The sequence below is a fragment of the Pseudomonas sp. S2_E02 genome, assembly GCF_054668355.1.
The window spans coordinates 2,926,956-2,948,570 of the sequence record NZ_CP162761.1 but is presented as its reverse complement, the minus strand read 5'-3'; the positions used below and the strand labels follow the sequence as shown (position 1 = coordinate 2,948,570).

General features: G+C 59.4%; 20 protein-coding genes. 15 read left to right on the top strand and 5 right to left on the bottom strand.

Annotated features, from left to right (window positions below; genetic code table 11):
* Positions 1-43: 43 nt before the first annotated feature.
* The 9 genes from AB4O01_RS13240 to AB4O01_RS13200 all read left to right on the top strand — a co-directional run bounded on the left by AB4O01_RS13240 (position 44) and on the right by AB4O01_RS13200 (position 10,812).
* On the top strand, positions 44-775 hold the full coding sequence (locus AB4O01_RS13240; RefSeq protein ID WP_003227460.1) for a response regulator: 732 nt from the start codon (positions 44-46) through the stop codon (positions 773-775).
* Complete coding sequence (locus AB4O01_RS13235; protein ID WP_099756994.1) at positions 765-2,234, top strand: ATP-binding protein; 1,470 nt, start codon at positions 765-767, stop codon at positions 2,232-2,234. The genes AB4O01_RS13240 and AB4O01_RS13235 overlap by 11 nt, the downstream gene beginning before the upstream one ends.
* 311 nt (positions 2,235-2,545) lie before the next feature.
* On the top strand, positions 2,546-3,805 hold the full coding sequence (locus AB4O01_RS13230) for a D-mannose isomerase (RefSeq protein WP_460092002.1): 1,260 nt from the start codon (positions 2,546-2,548) through the stop codon (positions 3,803-3,805).
* 130 nt (positions 3,806-3,935) lie between these two features.
* Positions 3,936-5,237 carry an ABC transporter substrate-binding protein gene (locus tag AB4O01_RS13225; protein ID WP_016983700.1) on the top strand — a complete coding sequence of 434 codons (1,302 nt, stop codon included), beginning with the start codon at positions 3,936-3,938 and terminating at the stop codon, positions 5,235-5,237.
* 156 nt (positions 5,238-5,393) lie between these two features.
* The gene (locus AB4O01_RS13220; protein WP_007917874.1) at positions 5,394-6,302 is read left to right on the top strand and encodes a carbohydrate ABC transporter permease; all 909 of its coding nucleotides are present in this window, start codon (positions 5,394-5,396) and stop codon (positions 6,300-6,302) included.
* Positions 6,295-7,140, top strand: a complete 846-nt coding sequence (locus AB4O01_RS13215) for a carbohydrate ABC transporter permease (protein WP_007917872.1) — start codon at positions 6,295-6,297, stop codon at positions 7,138-7,140. Before AB4O01_RS13220 ends, AB4O01_RS13215 begins: the two co-directional genes overlap by 8 nt.
* A gap of 2 nt (positions 7,141-7,142) precedes the next feature.
* Positions 7,143-8,303 carry an ABC transporter ATP-binding protein gene (locus AB4O01_RS13210; RefSeq protein ID WP_095048187.1) on the top strand — a complete coding sequence of 387 codons (1,161 nt, stop codon included), beginning with the start codon at positions 7,143-7,145 and terminating at the stop codon, positions 8,301-8,303.
* Positions 8,304-8,494: 191 nt separating this feature from the next.
* Positions 8,495-9,844 carry a carbohydrate porin gene (locus AB4O01_RS13205; protein WP_093430461.1) on the top strand — a complete coding sequence of 450 codons (1,350 nt, stop codon included), beginning with the start codon at positions 8,495-8,497 and terminating at the stop codon, positions 9,842-9,844.
* 113 nt (positions 9,845-9,957) lie between these two features.
* A complete protein-coding gene (locus AB4O01_RS13200) occupies positions 9,958-10,812 on the top strand; it encodes a D-hexose-6-phosphate mutarotase (RefSeq protein ID WP_093430701.1) in 855 nt (284 codons plus the stop codon).
* 208 nt (positions 10,813-11,020) lie between these two features.
* Here AB4O01_RS13200 and AB4O01_RS13195 read toward each other — a convergent pair whose 3' ends face one another.
* Positions 11,021-11,881, bottom strand: coding sequence for a MurR/RpiR family transcriptional regulator (locus tag AB4O01_RS13195; RefSeq protein ID WP_171057240.1), 861 nt, complete (start codon positions 11,879-11,881; stop codon positions 11,021-11,023).
* 226 nt (positions 11,882-12,107) lie between these two features.
* Between AB4O01_RS13195 and zwf the strand changes: the two genes are divergently transcribed.
* The 4 genes from zwf (at position 12,108) to AB4O01_RS13175 (ending at position 15,701) form a co-directional block, all read left to right on the top strand.
* The gene (gene zwf / locus AB4O01_RS13190; protein ID WP_077574250.1) at positions 12,108-13,574 is read left to right on the top strand and encodes a glucose-6-phosphate dehydrogenase; all 1,467 of its coding nucleotides are present in this window, start codon (positions 12,108-12,110) and stop codon (positions 13,572-13,574) included.
* Positions 13,561-14,271, top strand: a complete 711-nt coding sequence (gene pgl / locus AB4O01_RS13185; protein ID WP_034153386.1) for a 6-phosphogluconolactonase — start codon at positions 13,561-13,563, stop codon at positions 14,269-14,271. The genes zwf and pgl overlap by 14 nt, the downstream gene beginning before the upstream one ends.
* 17 nt (positions 14,272-14,288) lie before the next feature.
* Positions 14,289-14,954, top strand: coding sequence for a bifunctional 4-hydroxy-2-oxoglutarate aldolase/2-dehydro-3-deoxy-phosphogluconate aldolase (locus AB4O01_RS13180; protein ID WP_008082815.1), 666 nt, complete (start codon positions 14,289-14,291; stop codon positions 14,952-14,954).
* A gap of 171 nt (positions 14,955-15,125) precedes the next feature.
* Positions 15,126-15,701, top strand: a complete 576-nt coding sequence (locus tag AB4O01_RS13175) for a peptidase associated/transthyretin-like domain-containing protein (protein ID WP_099756992.1) — start codon at positions 15,126-15,128, stop codon at positions 15,699-15,701.
* Here AB4O01_RS13175 and AB4O01_RS13170 read toward each other — a convergent pair.
* Positions 15,698-16,879: an aminotransferase class V-fold PLP-dependent enzyme gene (locus AB4O01_RS13170; RefSeq protein WP_093430459.1), complete on the bottom strand. Its 1,182-nt coding sequence runs from the start codon at positions 16,877-16,879 to the stop codon at positions 15,698-15,700. The two genes, AB4O01_RS13175 and AB4O01_RS13170, sit on opposite strands and share 4 nt — an antisense overlap.
* A gap of 29 nt (positions 16,880-16,908) precedes the next feature.
* Entirely contained in the window at positions 16,909-17,145 is a 237-nt protein-coding gene (locus AB4O01_RS13165; protein ID WP_003227425.1) for a DUF3820 family protein, read from the bottom strand.
* Positions 17,146-17,350: 205 nt separating this feature from the next.
* Between AB4O01_RS13165 and AB4O01_RS13160 the strand changes: the two genes are divergently transcribed.
* A complete protein-coding gene (locus AB4O01_RS13160; protein WP_460091997.1) occupies positions 17,351-17,818 on the top strand; it encodes a ferritin-like domain-containing protein in 468 nt (155 codons plus the stop codon).
* A 261-nt stretch (positions 17,819-18,079) separates the two neighbouring features.
* On the opposite strand, the gene AB4O01_RS13155 is transcribed toward AB4O01_RS13160, so the two are convergent.
* Together AB4O01_RS13155 and AB4O01_RS13150 are read right to left on the bottom strand one after the other, a co-directional pair.
* Positions 18,080-18,550, bottom strand: a complete 471-nt coding sequence (locus AB4O01_RS13155) for a MaoC family dehydratase (protein ID WP_003227420.1) — start codon at positions 18,548-18,550, stop codon at positions 18,080-18,082.
* 42 nt (positions 18,551-18,592) lie between these two features.
* Positions 18,593-19,537, bottom strand: coding sequence for an alpha/beta hydrolase (locus AB4O01_RS13150; RefSeq protein WP_460091995.1), 945 nt, complete (start codon positions 19,535-19,537; stop codon positions 18,593-18,595).
* A 199-nt stretch (positions 19,538-19,736) separates the two neighbouring features.
* On the opposite strand from AB4O01_RS13150, the gene fadD2 reads away from it, so the two are divergent.
* Complete coding sequence (gene fadD2 / locus AB4O01_RS13145) at positions 19,737-21,425, top strand: long-chain-fatty-acid--CoA ligase FadD2 (RefSeq protein ID WP_460091994.1); 1,689 nt, start codon at positions 19,737-19,739, stop codon at positions 21,423-21,425.
* Positions 21,426-21,615: the final 190 nt, after the last annotated feature.

The window sequence follows — 21,615 nt, the reverse complement described above, 5'->3', positions numbered from 1 at the left end:
AGGCATAATCCGCCCCAATTCCAACAACAAGGATGCCTTCGAAGTGAGCTCAGTCAACAAGTCGATATTGTTGGTCGATGACGACCAGGAAATACGCGAGTTGCTGGAAACCTACCTGACCCGCGCCGGGTTTCAGGTACGGGCCACCGCCGACGGTGCCAGTTTCCGTCAGGCCCTCAACGAGGCGCCGAGCGATCTGGTGATCCTCGATGTCATGCTGCCCGACGAAGACGGCTTCAGCCTGTGCCGTTGGGTGCGTCAGCATCCGCGTCAGGCGCAGGTGCCGATCATCATGCTCACCGCCAGTTCCGACGAAGCCGACCGCGTGATCGGTCTGGAACTTGGCGCCGACGACTACCTCGGCAAACCCTTCAGCCCCCGCGAACTGCAAGCGCGCATCAAGGCATTGCTGCGGCGTGCGCAATTTGGACAGGAGCGCAGTGGCAGCGACGTGCTGGCCTTTGACGAGTGGCGGCTGGACATGGTCAGCCATCGCCTGTTTCACACCGATGGCGAAGAAGTAATTCTCTCCGGTGCCGACTTCGCCCTGCTGAAACTGTTCCTCGATCACCCGCAGGAAATCCTCGACCGCGACACCATCGGCAACGCCACCCGTGGTCGCGATTTGATGCCGCTCGATCGCATCGTCGACATGGCCGTCAGCCGTTTGCGCCAACGCCTGCGCGACACGGAAAAACCGCCACGGCTGATTCGTACCGTGCGCGGCAGTGGCTACCAACTGGCAGCCAACGTGGTTGCCGGCAATGGTCACTGAGTCGCTGCGCAAATTCGCCGCCAAAGTGCCGATGCCGCGCTCGCTGCTCGGGCGGATGTTGCTGCTGACGTTGCTCGCGGTGCTGTTCGCGCAGACCTTGTCGAGCGTGATCTGGGTCTCGCAACTGCGCGCTACGCAGCTCGAAGGCCTGGTCACCAGCGCCCGCAGCCTCGCCCATTCGATGACCGCCAGCGTCAGTTACTTCCGCTCGTTGCCGGTGGCTTATCGGCCATTGGTGCTCGACCAATTGCGCAGCATGGGCGGCACGCGATTCGTGGTGACGCTCAACGATAAGCCGTTGGGCATGGACGTGCTGCCGGTGACGCCGCGTAAAGCGGCGGTGATGAAAGCGGTCGACGAAGTGCTGCGTCAGACGCTCGGTAATGACACGGATATTTCGGTGACCTTTGTCAGCCCCGAAGATCTGCGGATTTTCAACGCCGGGCTGAAGCTTGATGAGCTGCCGCGCTCTTGGGCGCATTACGCGTTGACTCTGGAACCGGTGAACCCACCCGTGCTGGTCACGCAGATTCAAATGGCCCCGGGCGAATGGCTGTACATCGCCTCGCTGTTGCCGGAGCCGTACACCAGTCTTGAAGAGCAAGGCCTGCCGTCGCAGCAGGTGTGGTTCATCGTCCTCACCAGCGGATTCCTGCTGCTGTTTATCGGCCTGCTGGTGCATTGGCAGAGCCGGCCGCTCAAGCGTCTGGCGCGGGCGGCGCGGGATTTGTCGCTGGGTGCCGACGTCGAGCCCGTGGCCGAGGGCGGCGGCAGTGAAGTGGTGGAAGTGGGGCGCGCGTTCAACACCATGCGCGAGCGCATCAGCCGTTACCTGACCGAGCGCAGCCAGTTGTTCAGCGCGATCTCCCATGACCTGCGCACGCCGATTACCCGATTGCGCTTGCGCGTCGAATTGCTTGAAGACGAACAGCTGCAGGCCAAGTTCGGCCGTGATCTGGATGAGTTGGAACTGCTGGTCAAAGGCGCGCTGCAATGTGTGAAGGACACCGACATCCACGAGAACATCGAGCCGGTGGACTTGAACCACGTGCTCGACTGTCTGGTGGAGCCGTATCTGGCGCCGCACGGCAATGGCCGCGTGACGCAGCAGGGCAAGGCGCTGGCGGCTTATCCGGGCAAACCGCTGGCGTTGAAGCGCTGCATCGGTAACCTGATCGACAATGCGTTGAAGTACGGGCAAAACGCGCATTTGCACATCGACGACGATGAGCGCGCGTTTGTTCTGCACGTCGACGATGAAGGGCCGGGTGTTCCAGAGCAGCGGCTGGAGCAAGTGTTCGAACCGCACTTCCGTCTGGCGGGGCAGCAGCAGGGTTATGGCTTGGGGTTGGGCATCGCGCGCAATATTGCCCACAGCCATGGTGGGGAAGTGACGCTGCAGAATCTGCGTGAGGGTGGGTTGCGGGTGACCCTGCAATTGCCGCGTTCGGCGGATTGAGTCAAAAGCTTTCCCTCACCCTAGCCCTCCCGAAACGTCGGACCGCCCAGAGGGAGAGGGGGACTGATCGGGGGATGCTGAAGAGATACGCCGCCCTGACTGTACAACGCCGAATCCATAATCGACTCGGTATTTCAGGTCGGCGGAAAGCTTATTACACCTCGGTCGGCCCCCTCTACCTCTGGGAGAGGGCTGGGGTGAGGGCTGCTCTTTGTCACGGACCGGTGACAAACCCCGCCCCCTTCGTTACAAGACCTCCCCAGCCCGTTGTTTAGACTCCCCCGCAGTCATAACAACAAAAAAGGCCACCCATGGATCTCTTCCAACCCGGCTTCAGCAGTTGGCTGAACGCCCCTGCCCACCAGCAATGGCTCGCCGCCGAAGGCCTGCGCCTGCTGGATTTCGCCAAGGCATCGAAACTGCCTGAAGGCTTCGGCAACCTCGACGAACGCGGCCGTCTGCCAGCGAACGCACAAGCCGAAACCATGAACACCGCGCGCATGACCCACAGCTTCGCCATGGCCCACATTCAGGGCTTGCCGGGTTTTGCCGAACTAATCGATCACGGCATTGCTGCCTTGCGCGGGCCGTTGCGTGATGCCCTGCACGGTGGCTGGTTTGCGGTCGCCGAACACCGCGATGACAACACCGGCAAGAACGCCTATCTGCATGCCTTCGTTGCGCTTGCGGCCAGCTCTGCGGTGGTCGCACAACGTCCTGGCGCCCAGGCGTTGCTGGATGACGCCGTCGACATCATCGACACGTATTTCTGGAGCGAAGAAGAGGGCGCCATGCGCGAATTCTTCAATCGCGACTGGAGCGAAGAAGAAGCCTATCGCGGCGCCAACAGCAACATGCACGCGACCGAAGCGTTCCTTGCGCTGGCCGATGTCACTGAAGATCCGCGCTGGTTGATTCGCGCGCAACGCATCGTCGAACGCGTCATTCACGGGCACGCCGCCGCCAACGGTTACATGGTCATCGAGCACTTCGACCGCGACTGGCAGCCACTACGCGAATACAACCACGACAATCCCGCTGACGGCTTCCGCCCTTACGGCACCACGCCGGGCCACGGTTTCGAATGGGCGCGGCTGCTGCTGCACCTCGAAGCTGCGCGGGTGCAAGCCGGCATGCTCACGCCCGGTTGGCTCGCCACCGATGCGCAAAAACTGTTCGAGAACAATTGCCGCAACGGTTGGGATGTCGATGGTCTGCCGGGCATCGTCTACACCCTCGACTGGGACAACAAAGCCGTCGTTCGCCATCGCCTGCATTGGACGCACGCCGAGGCCAGTGCCGCTGCCAGCGCCTTGCTCAAACGCACCGGCGATGCGCAATACGAAACCTGGTACCGGCTGTTCTGGGAATTCTGCGAAGTGAATTTCATCGACCGTTGCAACGGTAGCTGGCATCACGAACTCAACCCGCAAAACCTGCCAAGTGCCGATATCTGGCCGGGCAAACCCGATCTGTATCACGCCTGGCAAGCCGTGCTGATCCCTCGTCTACCCTTGTCACCGAGTATGGCAACGGCTCTGGCGCAGTTGTCCCAGAGCGTTGTCATGTGACCAATCATGTAACCATGTAGTGACATTCGCGCGTCCCTTCGTTACCTGCGAAGGGAAACGTCCTGTTTAAACTCCTGTGCAGCGCAAGCACCAGACTTGCATGCATAACAACAAGAAAGGTACATCTCAGATGAATGCGATTTCTCGCCTCGCTACTGTCATTTCTGTCGCCTCCCTGTTCCCGCTCGCAATTCTGCCTCTCAGTGTTTCTGCTGCCGAATCCAAAGGTTCGGTCGAAGTCGTGCATTGGTGGACGTCCGGTGGCGAAAAAGCTGCCGTTGATGTGCTCAAGGCCCAAGTCGAAAAAGACGGTTTCACCTGGAAAGACGGCGCTGTCGCCGGTGGTGGCGGTGCAACGGCCATGACCGTGCTGAAAAGCCGCGCAGTCGCCGGCAACCCGCCTGGCGTTGCCCAGATCAAAGGCCCGGACATCCAGGAATGGGCGTCGACCGGTCTGCTCGACACTGACGTGTTGAAAGACGTCGCCAAGTCGGAAAAGTGGGACAGCCTGCTCGACAAGAAAGTCTCCGATACCGTGAAGTACGACGGTGATTACGTGGCCGTGCCGGTGAACATTCACCGTGTGAACTGGCTGTGGATCAACCCGGAAGTGTTCAAGAAAGCCGGGATCACCAAGAACCCGACCACCCTCGAAGAATTCTATGCCGCTGGCGACAAGCTGAAGGCTGCGGGCTTCATCCCGCTGGCCCACGGCGGTCAGCCTTGGCAGGACAGCACCGTGTTCGAAGCCGTGGTGCTCTCGGTCATGGGTGTCGATGGCTACAAGAAAGCCCTGGTTGACCTGGACAATGCCGCGCTGACCGGCCCGGAAATGGTCAAGGCACTGACCGAGCTGAAGAAAGTCGCGACCTACATGGACGCTGACGGCAAAGGTCAGGACTGGAACCTGGAAGCGGCCAAGGTCATCAACGGCAAGGCCGGCATGCAGATCATGGGTGACTGGGCCAAGTCCGAATGGACCGCCGCCAAGAAAGTCGCCGGCAAGGATTACGAGTGCGTAGCCTTCCCGGGCACCGACAAGGCGTTCACCTACAACATCGACTCGCTGGCCGTGTTCAAGCAGAAGGACGCAGGTACCGCGGCCGGTCAGCAGGACATCGCCAAAGTCGTGCTGGGTGAAAACTTCCAGAAAGTCTTCAGCATCAACAAAGGCTCGATCCCGGTACGCAACGACATGTTGAACAACATGGACAAGCTCGGTTTCGACTCCTGCGCACAGACTGCTGCCAAAGACTTCCTGGCGGACGCCAAGTCCGGCGGCCTGCAGCCAAGCATGGCGCACAACATGGCGACCACGCTGGCGGTGCAAGGCGCGTTCTTTGATGTGGTGACCAACTACATCAACGACCCGAAAGCCGACCCGGCCGACACCGCCAAGAAACTGGGCGCAGCGATCAAGTCGTCCAAATAAGCGTCGGTAGCGCAGGCTTCTCCTGTGGGAGCGAGCCTGCTCGCGAAGGCGTCGTGTCAGTTGCTCCATCCGTCGACTGACACACCGTTTTCGCGAGCAGGCTCGCTCCCACAAGGGATCTCACTGTAGTTTTTATTCCCTGTACTGGATTTCCCCATGAGTTCTGTTGCTGTGTTCAGCAAGGCCTCGCCGTTCGATGCATTGCAACGCTGGCTACCCAAACTGGTGCTGGCGCCGAGCATGTTCATCGTACTGGTGGGCTTCTATGGCTACATCCTGTGGACGTTCGTGCTGTCGTTCACCACCTCGACGTTCCTGCCCAACTACAAATGGGCCGGTCTGGCGCAATACGCGCGGTTGTTCGACAACGATCGCTGGTGGGTCGCGAGCAAGAACCTCGCAGTTTTCGGCGGCATGTTCATCGGCATCACCTTGGTGATTGGCGTGTTGCTGGCGGTGTTCCTCGACCAGCGCATCCGTCGCGAAGGCTTTATCCGCACCATTTACCTTTACCCGATGGCGCTCTCGATGATCGTTACCGGTACCGCTTGGAAATGGCTGCTCAACCCGGGCATGGGCCTGGACAAATTGTTGCGTGACTGGGGCTGGGAAGGCTTCCGTCTCGACTGGCTGATCGACCCGGATCGCGTGGTTTACTGCCTGGTGATCGCCGCTGTCTGGCAAGCCTCGGGCTTCATCATGGCGATGTTCCTCGCCGGCCTGCGTGGCGTTGATCAATCGATTATCCGCGCTGCACAGATCGATGGCGCGAGCATGCCGACGATCTACTGGAAAGTGGTGCTGCCAAGCCTGCGTCCGGTGTTCTTCAGTGCAGTGATGATTCTGGCGCACATCGCGATCAAGAGCTTCGACCTGGTCGCGGCGATGACCGCTGGTGGCCCGGGTTATTCCTCCGACCTGCCGGCGATGTTCATGTATTCCTTCACCTTCAGTCGCGGCCAGATGGGCATGGGCTCGGCCAGTGCGATTCTGATGCTCGGTGCGATCCTCGCGATCATCGTGCCTTACCTGTATTCCGAGCTGAGGACCAAGCGCAATGACTAGTCTCGCCGCCAAACCTGCTATCAGCCTGAGTCGCATCGCGATCTACGCGGTGCTGATCCTCGCCGTACTGCTTTATCTGGTGCCGCTGGTGGTCATGTTGCTGACCAGCTTCAAGACCCCGGAAGACATCAGCACCGGCAACCTGCTGAGCTGGCCGACCGTGGTCAGCGGCATTGGCTGGGTCAAGGCCTGGGCCACGGTTGACGGTTACTTCTGGAATTCGATCAAGATCACCGTTCCGGCCGTAATCATCTCCACCGCCATCGGTGCATTGAACGGTTATGTGCTGTCGTTCTGGCGCTTCCGTGGTTCGCAGTTGTTCTTCGGTCTGCTGTTGTTCGGCTGCTTCCTGCCGTTCCAGACCGTGCTGCTGCCGGCCTCGTTCACCCTCGGCAAGATGGGCCTGGCGAGCACCACCACCGGTCTGGTGTTTATCCACGTGGTTTACGGTCTGGCGTTCACCACGCTGTTCTTCCGTAACTATTACGTGAGCATTCCGGATGCGCTGGTGAAAGCCGCACGCCTCGACGGCGCAGGTTTCTTCACGATTTTCCGCCGCATCATTCTGCCGATGTCGACGCCGATCATCATGGTCTGCCTGATCTGGCAGTTCACCCAGATCTGGAACGACTTCCTGTTCGGTGTGGTGTTCTCCAGCGGTGATTCGCAACCGATCACGGTGGCGCTGAACAACCTGGTCAACACCAGCACCGGCGCCAAGGAATACAACGTTGATATGGCAGCGGCGATGATCGCCGGCCTGCCGACCCTGCTGGTCTATGTGGTCGCAGGCAAGTATTTCGTGCGCGGGCTGACAGCCGGCGCAGTCAAGGGGTAATCATGGCAACGCTCGAACTTCGCAACGTCAACAAGACCTACGGTGCCGGCCTGCCGGACACCCTGAAGAACATCGAACTGTCGATCAAGGACGGTGAGTTCCTGATCCTCGTCGGCCCGTCGGGCTGCGGTAAGTCGACCCTGATGAACTGCATCGCCGGTCTGGAAACCATCACCGGCGGCGCGATCATGATCGGCGATCAGGACGTCAGCGGCATGAGCCCGAAGGATCGCGACATCGCCATGGTGTTCCAGTCCTACGCGCTGTACCCGACCATGAGCGTGCGCGAGAACATCGAATTCGGTCTGAAGATCCGCAAGATGCCGCAGTCGGCGATCGACGAAGAAGTCGCGCGCGTCGCCAAGCTGTTGCAGATCGAACACCTGCTGAACCGTAAGCCGGGTCAACTCTCCGGTGGCCAGCAACAGCGTGTAGCGATGGGCCGTGCCTTGGCGCGTCGGCCGAAGATCTACCTGTTCGATGAACCGCTGTCCAACCTCGACGCCAAGCTGCGCGTCGAGATGCGCACCGAAATGAAACTGATGCACCAGCGCCTGAAAACCACCACGGTCTACGTGACCCACGACCAGATCGAAGCAATGACCCTGGGCGACAAGGTGGCGGTGATGAAGGACGGCATCATTCAGCAGTTCGGCACGCCAAAAGAGATCTATAACGACCCGGCCAACCTGTTCGTGGCGAGCTTCATCGGTTCGCCGCCGATGAACTTCATTCCGCTGCGCCTGCAGCGCAAGGACGGTCGTCTGCTGGCGCTGCTCGACAGCGGGCAGGCGCGTTGCGAGTTACCGATGAGCATGCAGGACGCCGGGCTCGAAGATCGCGAAGTGATCCTCGGTCTGCGTCCTGAACAGATCGTTTTGGCGAACGGCGAGGGCAATGGCTTGCCGAGCATTCGCGCCGAAGTACAGGTGACCGAGCCGACCGGTCCGGACACCCTGGTGTTCGTCAATTTGAATGAAACCAAAGTCTGCTGCCGTCTGGCGCCGGATGTGGCGCCGCAGGTGGGCGAGAACCTGACACTGCAATTCGATCCTTCGAAAGTGCTGTTGTTTGATGCCAACACCGGTGAGCGCCTCGGCACTGCCGGTCAACCACAGACCGATGCGCGGTCTGCGAACGTCGCCCAGTTCAAGGGGCGCTGAGGAACAGTGTAGGAGTGAGCCTGCTCGCGATGACGGTGTATCAGTCGACAGAGATGTTGAATGTAAAACCGCTATCGCGAGCAGGCTCACTCCTACAAGGAGCACGCGGTGGATTGCCTGTAATCCATCGCACTTTATGTAAACCGCGTTAGATAAAAACAGTTAATAACAATAAAGACGAGGATGTAGGGATGAAAAAGAAACACGTCAATGCCCGGTTGATCTGCCAAGTGTCGGCTGCGGCGGCTTTGGTGCTGGCCGGTAACGCCATGGCGGCGGATGCCTTCAGTTCCGATTCGAAATGGATGACCGGCGACTGGGGTGGCGAGCGTACCAAGCTGATCGAGCAGGGTATCGACATCAAGGCTGACTACGTTGGGGAAGTCGGTGGCAACCTGCACGGTGGCTACAACGACGACAAGACCGCGCGTTACGCTGACCAGTTCGGTCTGGGCGTGGCACTCGATCTGCAAAAGCTGTGGGGCTGGGATAACACTCAGGCGAAGATCCAGCTGACCAACCGTAACGGCTACAACATCTCCAACGACCGCGTTGGCGATCCGCGTGCCGGCACCTTGAGTTCGTCGCAAGAAGTTTACGGCCGTGGCCACATGGTGCGTCTGACCCAGTTGTGGATTCAGCACCAGTTCTTCGACAACAAACTCGACGTCAAGGCCGGTTACTTCGGTGAAGGCGAAGACTTCAACACCTTCCCGTGCGACTTCCAGAACCTCGCGTTCTGCGGTTCGCAAGTGGGTAACTGGGCGACCAACATCTGGTACAACTGGCCCGTCAGCCAGGCCGCGATTCGTGTGAAGTACAACATTAACGACGAGCTCTACGCGCAGATCGGTGCGTACAACCAGAACCCGTCGCAGCTGGAACACGGCAACGGCTTCAAGCTCAGTGGCAGCGGCACCAAAGGTACCGTTCTTCCGGTCGAGCTGGTCTGGTCGCCGAAGGTCAACAGCCTGCCAGGCGAATACCGTGTGGGTTACTACAAGAGCACGGCCGATGCCGACGACGTTCGTGAAGACGTCAACGGTTTCGACGCAGCCACCACTGGTGATGCCTACAAAACCCACAGCAGCAAAAGCGGCTACTGGTTTGTGGCGCAACAGCAACTCACCAGCCACAACGGTGATGCTTCTCGCGGTCTGAATATTGCCGCCAACGCCACGTTCCACGACAAGGACACCAACTTCATCGACAACTACCAGTCGGTGATGTTTGTCTACAAAGGCCCGTTCGACGCGCGTCCGAAGGATGACGTCGGTATTGGCGCGGCGCGTATCCACGTTAACGATGACGTGAAGAAAAACGCCGAACTGCTGAACGCTTCCAACGGGGTTTCGGACTACGACAATCCGGTGTTCTCGCCGATTCGTGAAACCGAATACAACTACGAGATCAACTACGGCTTCCACGTCACCAACTGGCTGACCGTACGTCCTAACCTGCAATACATCACTCACCCGGGTGGTGTGGATGAAGTGGACAACGCTTTGGTCGCTGGCCTGAAAATTCAGTCTACGTTCTAACGCGTCTGCGATAAGCTCCTCTCTATGTGCGCATATTTGCGGACAGCCCAGGCTGTCCGCTTTTTTTGGGGGGCTGGCGCAGCCCGTAACAGATGAATTCGGAACCGTGGCAAATGCATGAGCATCCGCTACAACGCTTCTTCAAATCCCTGCGTGAACAACCGGTGTTCGCCTGGGAGCGCTATCAGATGCGCGACGTGTTGGTGATCGATCATCCGCTGTGTCAGGCGGTGTTCAGTCGTCAGGGCGCGCAGTTGCTGCACTTTCAGCCGCGTGGGCAAAAGCCGTGGTTGTGGTGCGCGGCGAAGTGGCCGCATGTGGGTGCCATTCGCGGTGGCGTGCCGGTGTGCTGGCCGTGGTATGGCCGTCATCCCAGCGAAAACGCCTGGCCATCGCATGGTTGGGCGCGCTTGCTCGACTGGAAGCTGCTCGACAGCAGCAGCGCCGAAGACGGCGTGCGCCTGCATTGGCAATTGCAGCTGTGCGACTGGCAGGTCGACCTGCACGCGCATCTGGGCGAACGCATGGAATTACGCCTGAGTACCGAGCATCAGGACGACATGCCATGCCAGTTGAGCCAGGCTTTGCACGCTTACTGGCGTATTGGTGATGTCGGTGAGATAGCGCTGTCTGGGCTTGAAGGGGCGCAGGGCTATGACCAGTTGAACCGGCAGATTTGTCAGCAGGAAGGCGAGTTGCGGGTCGATGGCGGCTGTCAGCGGGTGTTCCAGCATGACGGTGAATTGCAGCTGAAAGATCACGCCTGGCAGCGCGAGTTGTGCATTGATACCGGTGACAGTGCGGATACGGTGGTGTGGCATCCGGGCGCGCGGCCGTTGTTGGGCGTGACGTGGGATGAGATTTCGGAGTTTGTCTGCGTGGAAGCGGCGGCGGGTGGGACTGACAGCCTGCATTTAGCGCCGGGGGAGAAGGCGCATTTGAGTTTGCAGGCGTGGGCGGCGGCTTGAGTGTGTCAAGTACACCGCTACCCTCACCCTAGCCCTCTCCCAGAGGGAGAGGGGACTGATTGCGGGATATTGGAGAGTTTCACCGAAATGAAAGATCGGCTGTGAATCCATTATCGACTCGGTCTCTCAGGTCGATGCATGACGGAAGACACGTCGGTCGGCTCCCTCTCCCTCCGGGAGAGGGCTGGGGTGAGGGTGCTTTTGATCTTTAGTTGAATTCATCCCCAACCGGATACCGGCTCGCATTCAAGCTCTCTTTGATCTTGCGCAAATGCGGCTGGAAATCCACTCCGCGACGCAAGGTCATCCCCGTCGCCAACACATCCAGCACGGTCAACTGAATGATCCGCGATGTCATCGGCATATAGATGTCAGTGTCTTCCGGCAACGGAATGTTCAGGCTCAAGGTACTCGCCTTGGCCAGCGGCGAATTCTCCGCCGTCAAACCCAACACCGAAGCACCGTTTTCCCGAGCAATACGCGCCACTTCGACCAGTTCACGGGTGCGCCCGGTGTAGGAAATGATCACGAACAACTCACCGGTGTGCGCCACCGAGGCAATCATCCGCTGCATCAACACATCGGCATGCGCGGTCACCGCCAGGTTGAAGCGGAAGAACTTGTGCTGCGCATCCAGTGCCACCGGTGCCGAGGCGCCGAGGCCGAAGAAGTGGATCTGTCGCGCCTGAATCAACAGGTCGACGGCGCGGCTGATCAGGTTCGGATCCAGTGCCTGACAGGCACTGTCCAGCGAGGCAATGGCGCTGCCGAAAATCTTCTGCGTGTACGCCTCGGGATTGTCGTCGGCCTCGACCGCGCGGCTGACATACGCCGCGCCACTGGCCAGACTCTGCGCCAGTTGCAGTTTGAGTTCGGGATAGCCGCTGACACCGAACGAACGGCAGAAACGGTTGACCGTCGGTTCGCTCACCGAGGCTGCCTGGGCGAGGGCGGCGATGCTGAAGCGGGTGGCCTGCTGCGGGTTGAGCAGGATCACCTCGGCGACTTTGCGTTCGGCCTTGTTCAGGTCTTCAAGGCGACTCTGGATCTGTTCCAGTAAATTTCGCACGCGGTCCATATGGAATTCCTAATTCACCTGCGCAAAGGTGCGCCGGGCTATGCAAATTGGGCCTTTGATATGGCCCGTAACGGTGGCCTATCCTACTGATGCGTCCGAGCGACCACCACTCGGAATCTGTATTTTGCGAAAATGTTGTGGTTATTACTACATTTTCCCTTGAGTGATGCCTTGAAAAAAGGTATTTGTAGCTTAACTTGATAAAAGAACAAACATCATGCCTTCGATTACGGTTGAACCGTGCACCTTTGCCTTGTTCGGCGCGCTTGGCGATCTGGCCCTGCGCAAGCTGTTTCCTGCCCTTTATCACCTCGATGGCGCCGATCTGTTGCACGAGGACACGCGCATCATCGCGTTGGCCCGTGAAGAAGGTTCCCAGCAACAGCACATGGCGTTCATCGCCGCCGAACTGCGTCGTTATGTGGGCAAAGAGCTGGACGAGGCCGTCGCCGAGCGTTTTCTCGCACGCCTGACCTACCTGCACGTCGACTTCCTCAAATCCGAAGATTACGTGGCGCTGGCCGAACTGGCTGGCAGCACGCAACGCATGATTGCCTACTTCGCCACCCCTGCGGCGGTGTACGGCGCGATCTGCGAAAACCTGGCGAAAGTCGGTCTGGCAGAAAATACCCGCGTGGTACTGGAAAAGCCGATCGGCTCCGACCTCGAATCCTCGCGCAAGGTTAACGACGCCGTGGCGCAGTTCTTCCCGGAGAACCGTACCTACCGCATCGACCACTACCTGGGCAAAGAAACCGTTCAGAACCTGATCGCCCTGCGTTTCGCCAACAGCCTGTTCGAAACCCAGTGGAACCAGAATTACATCTCCCACGTGGAAATCACCGTGGCCGAGAAGGTTGGTATCGAAGGCCGCTGGGGCTACTTCGACAAGGCCGGCCAACTGCGCGACATGATCCAGAATCACCTGTTACAGCTGCTTTGCCTGATCGCCATGGACCCGCCGGCCGACCTGTCCGCCGACAGCATCCGCGACGAAAAGGTAAAAGTGCTCAAGGCCCTGGCGCCGATCAGTCCGGAAGGCCTGACCACGCAGGTCGTACGTGGCCAGTACATTGCCGGCCACAGCGAAGGCAAATCCGTACCGGGTTACCTCGAAGAACCGAATTCCAATACCCAGAGCGACACCGAAACCTTCGTCGCTTTGCGTGCCGATATCCGCAACTGGCGCTGGGCCGGCGTGCCGTTCTACCTGCGCACCGGCAAACGCATGCCGCAAAAACTGTCGCAGATCGTCATCCACTTCAAGGAACCGTCGCACTACATCTTCGCCCCTGAGCAGCGCCTGCAGATCAGCAACAAACTGATCATTCGCCTGCAACCGGACGAAGGCATTTCCTTGCGCGTGATGACCAAAGAGCAGGGCCTGGACAAAGGCATGCAACTGCGCAGCGGCCCGCTGCAACTGAATTTCTCCGACACCTGGCGTAGCGCGCGGATCCCCGATGCCTACGAGCGGTTGTTGCTGGAAGTGATGAACGGCAATCAGAACCTGTTTGTCCGTAAAGATGAAATCGAAGCCGCGTGGAAGTGGTGTGACCAACTGATCGCCGGGTGGAAAAAATCCGGTGACGCGCCCAAGCCGTATGCGGCCGGGTCGTGGGGGCCGATGAGCTCCATTGCATTGATCACGCGGGACGGGAGGTCGTGGTATGGCGATATCTGATGTGCAACTGCCTGCGGGCGTGAATGCCCACGAATTCAAAAGCCCGGTGTTGTTGGCCGAAGGTCTGGCGCTGAACGTGGCCAAGCAATTGAGCGAGGCCATTGCTGCACGCGGCAACGCGGTGCTGGTGGTGTCCGGCGGTCGTAGCCCGGTGGCGTTTTTCCAGCACCTGGCCAAGCAGGAACTGGACTGGTCGAAGGTCGTCGTGACCCTCGCTGACGAGCGCTGGGTACCGGTTGAACATGCCGACAGTAATGCCGGTTTGCTCAAGCAATACCTGCTCAAAGGCCCGGCGGCCAAGGCGCAGTTCCTCAGCCTGTATAGCGCGGCGGCCAACGTCGAGCAGGCTGCTGAACAGGCTGATCGCTTGCTTGCCGAATTGCCGCCGATTGACGTGCTGGTGCTGGGCATGGGTGATGACGGCCACACGGCGTCGCTGTTCCCCGACAGCCCGAACCTCGCCGAAGCGCTGCAGGCTGATGGCACGCGCCGTTGCTGGCCGATGCTGGCGCCAAGCGTGCCGCGTCAACGCCTGACCATGAGTCGTGCGCTGCTGGCCTCGGCCAAACATAAGATTCTGTCGATTTCCGGTCAGTCGAAACTGACCACCCTGAATGCCGCACTGGCATCCGACGTCGCCGCCATGCCGGTGCGCGCGTTTCTGCAACCTACGTTAGAGATTTACTGGTGCCCATGAGCCAAGGAACAGCCGCTATGACAACCCCATCCCCGACCGTTTCCATGGCGGACAAAGTTGCCCTGATCGACAGCCTCTGCGCCAAGGCGCGGATCCTGCCGGTGATCACCATCGCTCGCGAACAGGACGTGCTGCCACTGGCTGACGCTCTGGCTGCCGGTGGCCTCACCGCGCTGGAAGTGACCCTGCGTTCGCAGTTTGGCCTCAAGGCCATCCAGATCCTGCGCGACCAGCGTCCGGAATTGATGACCGGTGCCGGCACCGTGCTCGATCGCAACATGCTCGCGGCTGCCGAAGCCGCTGGCTCGCAGTTCATCGTCACCCCAGGCATCACCCGTGACCTGCTCGAAGCCAGTGTCGACAGCCCGATTCCGCTGTTGCCGGGCATCAGCAACGCCTCCGGCATCATGGAAGGCTACGGTCTGGGTTATCGCCGCTTCAAGCTGTTCCCGGCTGAAGTCAGCGGTGGCGTGGCGGCAATCAAAGCCCTCGGCGGTCCGTTCGGCGAAGTGAAATTCTGCCCGACTGGCGGCGTCGGCCCGGCCAACATCAAGAGCTACATGGCGCTGAAAAACGTCATGTGCGTGGGCGGTAGCTGGATGCTTGATCCGGAGTGGATCAAGAACGGCGACTGGGCCCGTATTCAGGAATGCACCGCTGAGGCACTGGCGCTGCTGGACTGATTGTTACCAGACACTTCGTTGTGTGTTCTACGGCTTTACGGTGCGCTTGGTCGGTGCACCGTTTTTTTTGCCTTGAAGAAAGTGTCAGGACATCACGCGATACATAGTTACCGCACAGCCGCGTTTGCGTGGCGCTAATCTGCGTTCATCTTACGGAAGAGAGAACGCCTCATGGACGACCATCAATCTTTAGCTTTATCAGTCAACGCTCTGCACCCGCGGCAGTTGCCCGTGGTTGGCAGTTTCGATTGGCACAACAGCCAGGGCAAGGTGCGCAACATCAGCGCGGGCATCGAAGGCTTGCCTCTTCTATTGCGGCTGGCCCTGGTCGATGCCATGACCGGCGAGCCGGTCAGTGGCGCCGTGGTCCGCATCGAGCAGCACATTGGCACCGACACACTGTGCGGCAGTCAGTCGACCGACAGTAAAGGCATCGTTCGTTTCACCAGCCTTTATCCGGATCGGCAAACTGCCTTTTCATGCATCGCTCTGAGCGTCGCCATCGCCAATGACGATCAACAGCCGCAGCTGTACCAAGAGGCCTGGGCGGGGCGCCTGCATCTGCCCTGTGCCTGCAATTGCACAGCCACTGATAACGATGCCGTTCGGCTGGCGTTGCGGCCGATCACAGACGATGGCCCGGAGGACGGCTACTTCGGCAACCTGACGATCGGCGTCGACACCTTTGCACTGTCATCGCAGATCGGCGTGGCGGGCTATGACAAATACCTGATCACGGTGTTTTAGCGCAGCTCGTTCAGCGCCCGCACCAGTAACTGCATGTCGGCAGCGGTGGTGGTCAGCCCCGGTGTAATGCGGATGCTCGGCCCGCTGGCTGCGCCATGGCGCACCACGGTGAACAGGTTGTAGTCGTTGAGCAGATGTTCGGCCATCGCCTGTTGATCGTCGTGCCGAGTGAAGCGCATGGATGTGATGCCGCAATACAGCCGAGGGTCGTCTGGCGTCATCACTTCGATGCCCGGCAAGTGCCGCACCGCGCTGACCCAGAGGTTGCGCAGATAATTGAGGCGAGCGCCCTTGGCTGGTGCGCCGCCGAGGGAACGGTGCTCTTCGAACACCAGCGGCAAGGTCATCAGCGCCGGAATGTTGGGCGTGCTGTACGAAGTGCGCGCACGGATGTCATTGCCCGGGTAATGCATTTCACCCATGTCCGGATCAATGTCGGCCAGGCGGTGTGGCGCGATATAGAGGAAGCCGAGGGTGAGCGGTGCGCCGATCCATTTGTGCAGGTTGTATCCGGCGAAAGCGATGCCGAGGGCATCAAGATCGAACTCGATCTGACCGAGTGCATGGGCGCCGTCGAGGATGACATCGACGCCATGCTCTTTGGCCAGCGCGGCGATGGCTTGCACCGGCATGACCAGACCGGTGCGGTGAGTGACGTGAGTCAGGGCCATCAGCTTGATTTGCGGATGACCGACGAAGGCTTCGCGGTAAGTCTCCACCAGGCTGTCGTAGCTCGCCGGGTGCGCGTGAGCAATCTCGATCACCTCGGCGCCGCGCTGCCTGGCGAGCCAGCGCATGGCGCCTTTGACCGTGTCGTATTCCAGATCGCTGATCAGCACCTGATCGCCCGGTTGCAAGCGGTTGTAGTTGCGAATCAGCGACTGCAGACCTTCGGTGGCATTGCGGGTGAACGCCACACTCTGCGCACGCACGCCAATCAACTCGGCCAGTTGTGCGCGGATATCGAGGTTGTCGTGCTGCTCGAAACGCTGGCGCACGTACACCGAGTTGCTGGTGTTGATCAGCTCGATGTTGCGCTGGTATTCCTCGATCACCGTGCGCGACATGCGCCCGAAATAACCGTTTTCCAGGTTCACGGGACCGGGTTGAACGTCGTAGCGATCGGCGAACGTTCGCCAAAAGGCTTCGTCACGGGCGCGGCGGGTGTTATCGGGCATGGTCGGCTGACTCTAGAGAGGAGGGCGCTTCAGTGGCGCGGGGCAGGTTTGCCGTGTTTGGCGCGCAGCGGTTCGAGCAGGTCCGAGAGGCCGTTATGGTCGATCTCCTGCATCAGCGCGAGCAGGCCACCGAGTTCGCCGTGCGGGAAACCTTCGCGGGCGAACCAGTTCAGGTACGGGCCTGGCAGGTCGGCAATGATCCGGCCTTTGTATTTACCGAAGGGCATTTCGCGGGTGATCAGCAGTTCGAGTTTTTCGGGATTCATCAGTGAGATCGTCTGGCTTCAAATCAGCTTGGAAAATACAGGCATTCTGCATGCAGGCCAAATGACAGATCATGCAAATAACCGTGATACAGATAGTTCACTTATCTTTAACTGGCTGATTTATAAGTGTTTTTTAAAAATAAAAAAGCTGGCATGCACACTGCAATATCCCTTGCATCTTCAACCAATCGCAAGGAATTGAAAAATGACCGACATGAATAAAGAAGCCATCTCTGTACTCAATGACCTGATTGAAACCAGCAAGGACGGTCAGGAAGGGTTCAAGACTTGCGCTGAAGACATCAAGCACCCAGAACTGAAAACCCTGTTTGTAACTCGCTCCGCTGATTGCGCCACCGCTGCAGCAGAACTGCAAGCCGAAGTTCGCAAGCTGGGCGGCGATCCGGAAACTTCCACCAGCGTCAGCGGTGACCTGCACCGTCGCTGGGTCGACGTCAAAGCCATGTTCACCGGCAAAGACGAAGAGGCTGTACTGAACGAAGCAGAGCGCGGTGAAGACCATGCGCTGAAGGCTTACAAAGAAGCCCTCGAGAAAATCAGCAAGCATAATCTGGTGGGTATTCGTGATCTGGTTGAACGCCAATACCACGGCGTACAACGCAACCACGCCCAGGTGAAAGCCCTGCGTAACCAGGCTCGCGCTCGTTCGTAAGCGTTTGCCGGTTGTAAAAAAAACGCCAGCTAGTCTGGCGTTTTTTTATGTCTGGGGGAAAGCCAAAGCAAGAGCCCCTCACCCTAGCCCTCTCCCGGAGGGAGAGGGATCGTGGTGTTCTTTCGAGGTACGCCGACCTGAAATATCCAGTCGAACTCAAGATCTGAAAACCACGGAGATCGGCTCCCTTTCCCCCTCGCCCCCTTGGGGGAGAGGGCTGGGGTGAGGGGGAAAAGCTTTTCCTGACACCCCACCAATCAATCAGCCAATGCTGATCGCCGGCAGTGTTGGCAGTGTTACGGTCTGCTGCTTACGCGGCGCCAGAATCTCAGCCTCGCCATCCACCACCAGCTCATCACGCTGGTTGAACACACGAGTGGCAATGCGCACGCGAAACTTCGGCAGCTTCTCGAGAATTTCCAGGCGCACGGTCAGCGTGTCACCGATCTTCACCGGTTTCTGAAAGCTCATCTGCTGACCGATATAAATAGTGCCCGGCCCAGGCAATTCACAGGCAACGGCAGCACTGATCAACGCACCGCTGAACATGCCGTGAGCGATACGCTCCTTGAACATGCTGGCGGCAGCGAACTCGGCGTCCAAGTGCACCGGGTTGTGGTCGCCCGACATCGCGGCGAACAGCTGGATGTCGCGCTCTTCGACGGTCTTGCTGTAGCTGGCGGTCTGGCCGACTTCGAGGGCTTCGTAAGGGATGTTGGTAACCTGGGTCATCGGTCTCGATTCCTGTGACGGATTCAGTGAATCCACAAAAAATTATTCGCTGCGATGAGGGCGCGGATGGCTCAAGGCCTGATCGATCCAGGCCAGCACATCAGCGATCACTTCGTCGCGGTTGGTTTCGTTGAACAATTCGTGTCGTGCCTGCGGGTAGATCTTCAGTTGCAGGTGCTGGCTGCCGGCGGTGCGCAAGGCATTGGCCAGATCTGTCAGACGCTTGCCTTCACTCACCGGATCACATTCGCCGCCGATTACCAGCAGCGGCAGGCCCGGGTCGATCTGGGCGAGATTGGACGCTTTGCTGATCTGCTGCAAGCCGCCGAGGAGGTCTATCCACAGTTGATTGGTGCAGCGAAAGCCACACAGTGGGTCGTTGGCGTACAGGTCGACCTCGGCCGGGTCGCGGCTCAGCCAGTCGAACGGTGTGCGCGCCGGTTTGAACTTGTTATTGAACGAGCCGAACGACAGCCACTCGATCAACGCGCTGCGACCCTTGCCACCCTGACGCAGTTTTTCCAGGCGAGCGATCTGCCGCGCAGCGCGGTACAGCGCAACGGGCTGAAAGTTGGAACCACTGAGAATCGCTCCATGCAGGCTGGCGCTGTGATGCAGCATATAACCTTGGGCGATATAGCTGCCCATGCTGTGTCCCAGCAGGATGATCGGCACGCCGGGGTGCTGCTGGCCGATGTGCTGATTGAGGCTGGCCAGATCGCCGAGCACTTTGCACCAGCCGTCGTTATCGGCGAAGTGGCCGAGGGTACCGTGATTGGCGGTTTTGCCATGTCCGCGCAAATCCGGCGCGTACACGCCATATCCTTTGTCGCAAAACGTGTCGGCCAGTCGCGCGTAGCGGCCGCTGTGTTCGGCCATGCCATGGGCCAGCAGGATTACCGCTTTCAACGGCGCCGCCGGCAGCCATTGATTGACGAACAGGCGGCTGCGGTCACTCGCGTCCAGCCATAGGGTGTCGTGGATCATGGCGATTCCTTTGCTCAGAGTCGGATCATTGTATAGCGCGTCTGATCAGCTCACGCCACGGCAGGAAGATTCACACGATCAATGACGGCTTTGGCCATATTTGCCTCAATGGCCATAACTGCTAGTGTCCGTGAAGCTCCGCTTTTTCAGAAATGACAGAAAGCGGCCCGGATCGGCTCAGGTAAAGAGGACAAGAACAATGCAACCTGATTTCTGGAACGACAAACGCCCGGCCGGCGTACCGCTGGACATCGACATGGGCGAGTTCAAGTCGGTGATCGAGGTGTTCGAGCGTTCCTGCAAGAAGTTCGCTGATCGCCCGGCGTTCAGCAATATGGGGATCACCCTGACTTACGCTGAACTTGAGCGGCAGAGCGCCGCCTTCGCCGGTTACCTGCAGGCGCATACCGATCTGGCTCCGGGGGATCGCATCTCCGTGCAGATGCCCAACATCCTGCATTACCCGATTGCCGTGTTCGGTGCACTGCGTGCCGGGCTGATCGTGGTCAACACCAATCCGCTGTATACCGCACGGGAGATGCGCCACCAGTTCAAGGATTCCGGCGCGCGGGCGCTGGTGTACCTGAACATGTTCGGCCAGAAGGTCCAGGAAGTGCTGGCCGATACCGACATTCAGTACCTGATCGAAGCGAAGATGGGCGACCTGATGCCCAGCGCCAAGGGCTGGCTGGTCAACACCGTGGTCAGCAAAGTGAAGAAAATGGTCCCGGCGTATTCGTTGCCGCAGGCGATCTCCTTCAAAAGCGCACTGCGCATGGGCCGTGGCCTGGGGATCAAGCCGCTGAAGGTCAGCCTCGACGACATCGCCGTGCTGCAATACACCGGTGGCACCACCGGGCTGGCGAAAGGCGCGATGCTCACCCACGGCAATCTGGTGGCGAACATGCAGCAAGTGCGCGCCTGTCTCGCGCAACTCGGCCCGGACGGTCAGCCGCTGCTGCGCGAAGGCCAGGAAGTGATGATCGCACCGCTGCCGCTGTATCACATCTATGCCTTCACCGCGAACTGCATGTGCATGATGGTTTCCGGCAACCACAACGTGCTGATCACCAACCCGCGCGATATTGCCGGCTTCATCAAGGAGCTGAAGAACTGGCGCTTCTCCGCGCTGTTGGGCCTGAACACCTTGTTCGTGGCGCTGATGGATCACCCGGATTTCAAGACCCTCGATTTCTCCAGCCTGAAACTCACCAACTCCGGCGGTACCGCGCTGGTCAAAGCCACCGCCGAGCGCTGGGAACAGATGACCGGTTGCCGCATCACCGAGGGTTACGGCCTGACCGAAACCTCACCAGTGGCCTGCACCAACCCGTACGGCGACCAGTCGCGGCTGGGCACGGTCGGCTTGCCGGTGCCGGGCACGTTGCTCAAAGTCATCAACGATGACGGTGTCGAACAGCCGATGGGCGAGCGCGGCGAGTTGTGCATCAAGGGCCCGCAGATCATGAAAGGTTATTGGCACAAGCCTGAAGCCACTGCTGAAGTGCTGGATGCCGAGGGCTGGTTCAAGTCCGGTGACATCGCGGTGATCGATCCGGACGGTTTCGTGCGCATCGTCGATCGCAAGAAGGACATGATCATCGTCTCCGGTTTCAACGTTTATCCGAATGAAATCGAAGATGTGGTCATGGCCCATCCGAAAGTGGCCAACTGCGCGGTGATCGGCGTACCGGACGAGCGTTCGGGCGAGGCGGTGAAGCTGTTTGTGGTGGCGCGGGAAACCGGGGTCAGCCTCGAAGAGCTCAAGGCCTACTGCAAAGAGAATTTCACCGCGTACAAAGTGCCGAAACACATTGTGTTGCGTGAGTCATTGCCGATGACGCCTGTCGGGAAAATTCTGCGGCGTGAGTTGCGCGATATCGCGTAGCCCTTAACCGCTGCGCTTCGCGCATTCGTCGGAACGCCGCCCGGAGCAGGCTCGCTCCCACAGGGAAAGATGTGATCCTTGTGGGAGCGAGCTTGCTCGCGAATTTTTTGTCCGATGTCCCCGAAAACCGGGGCTTCAAAGGTGTTCTAGGATTTTTGCTCTAAAATGACTGCTAGGCAGTCTTGAGTCA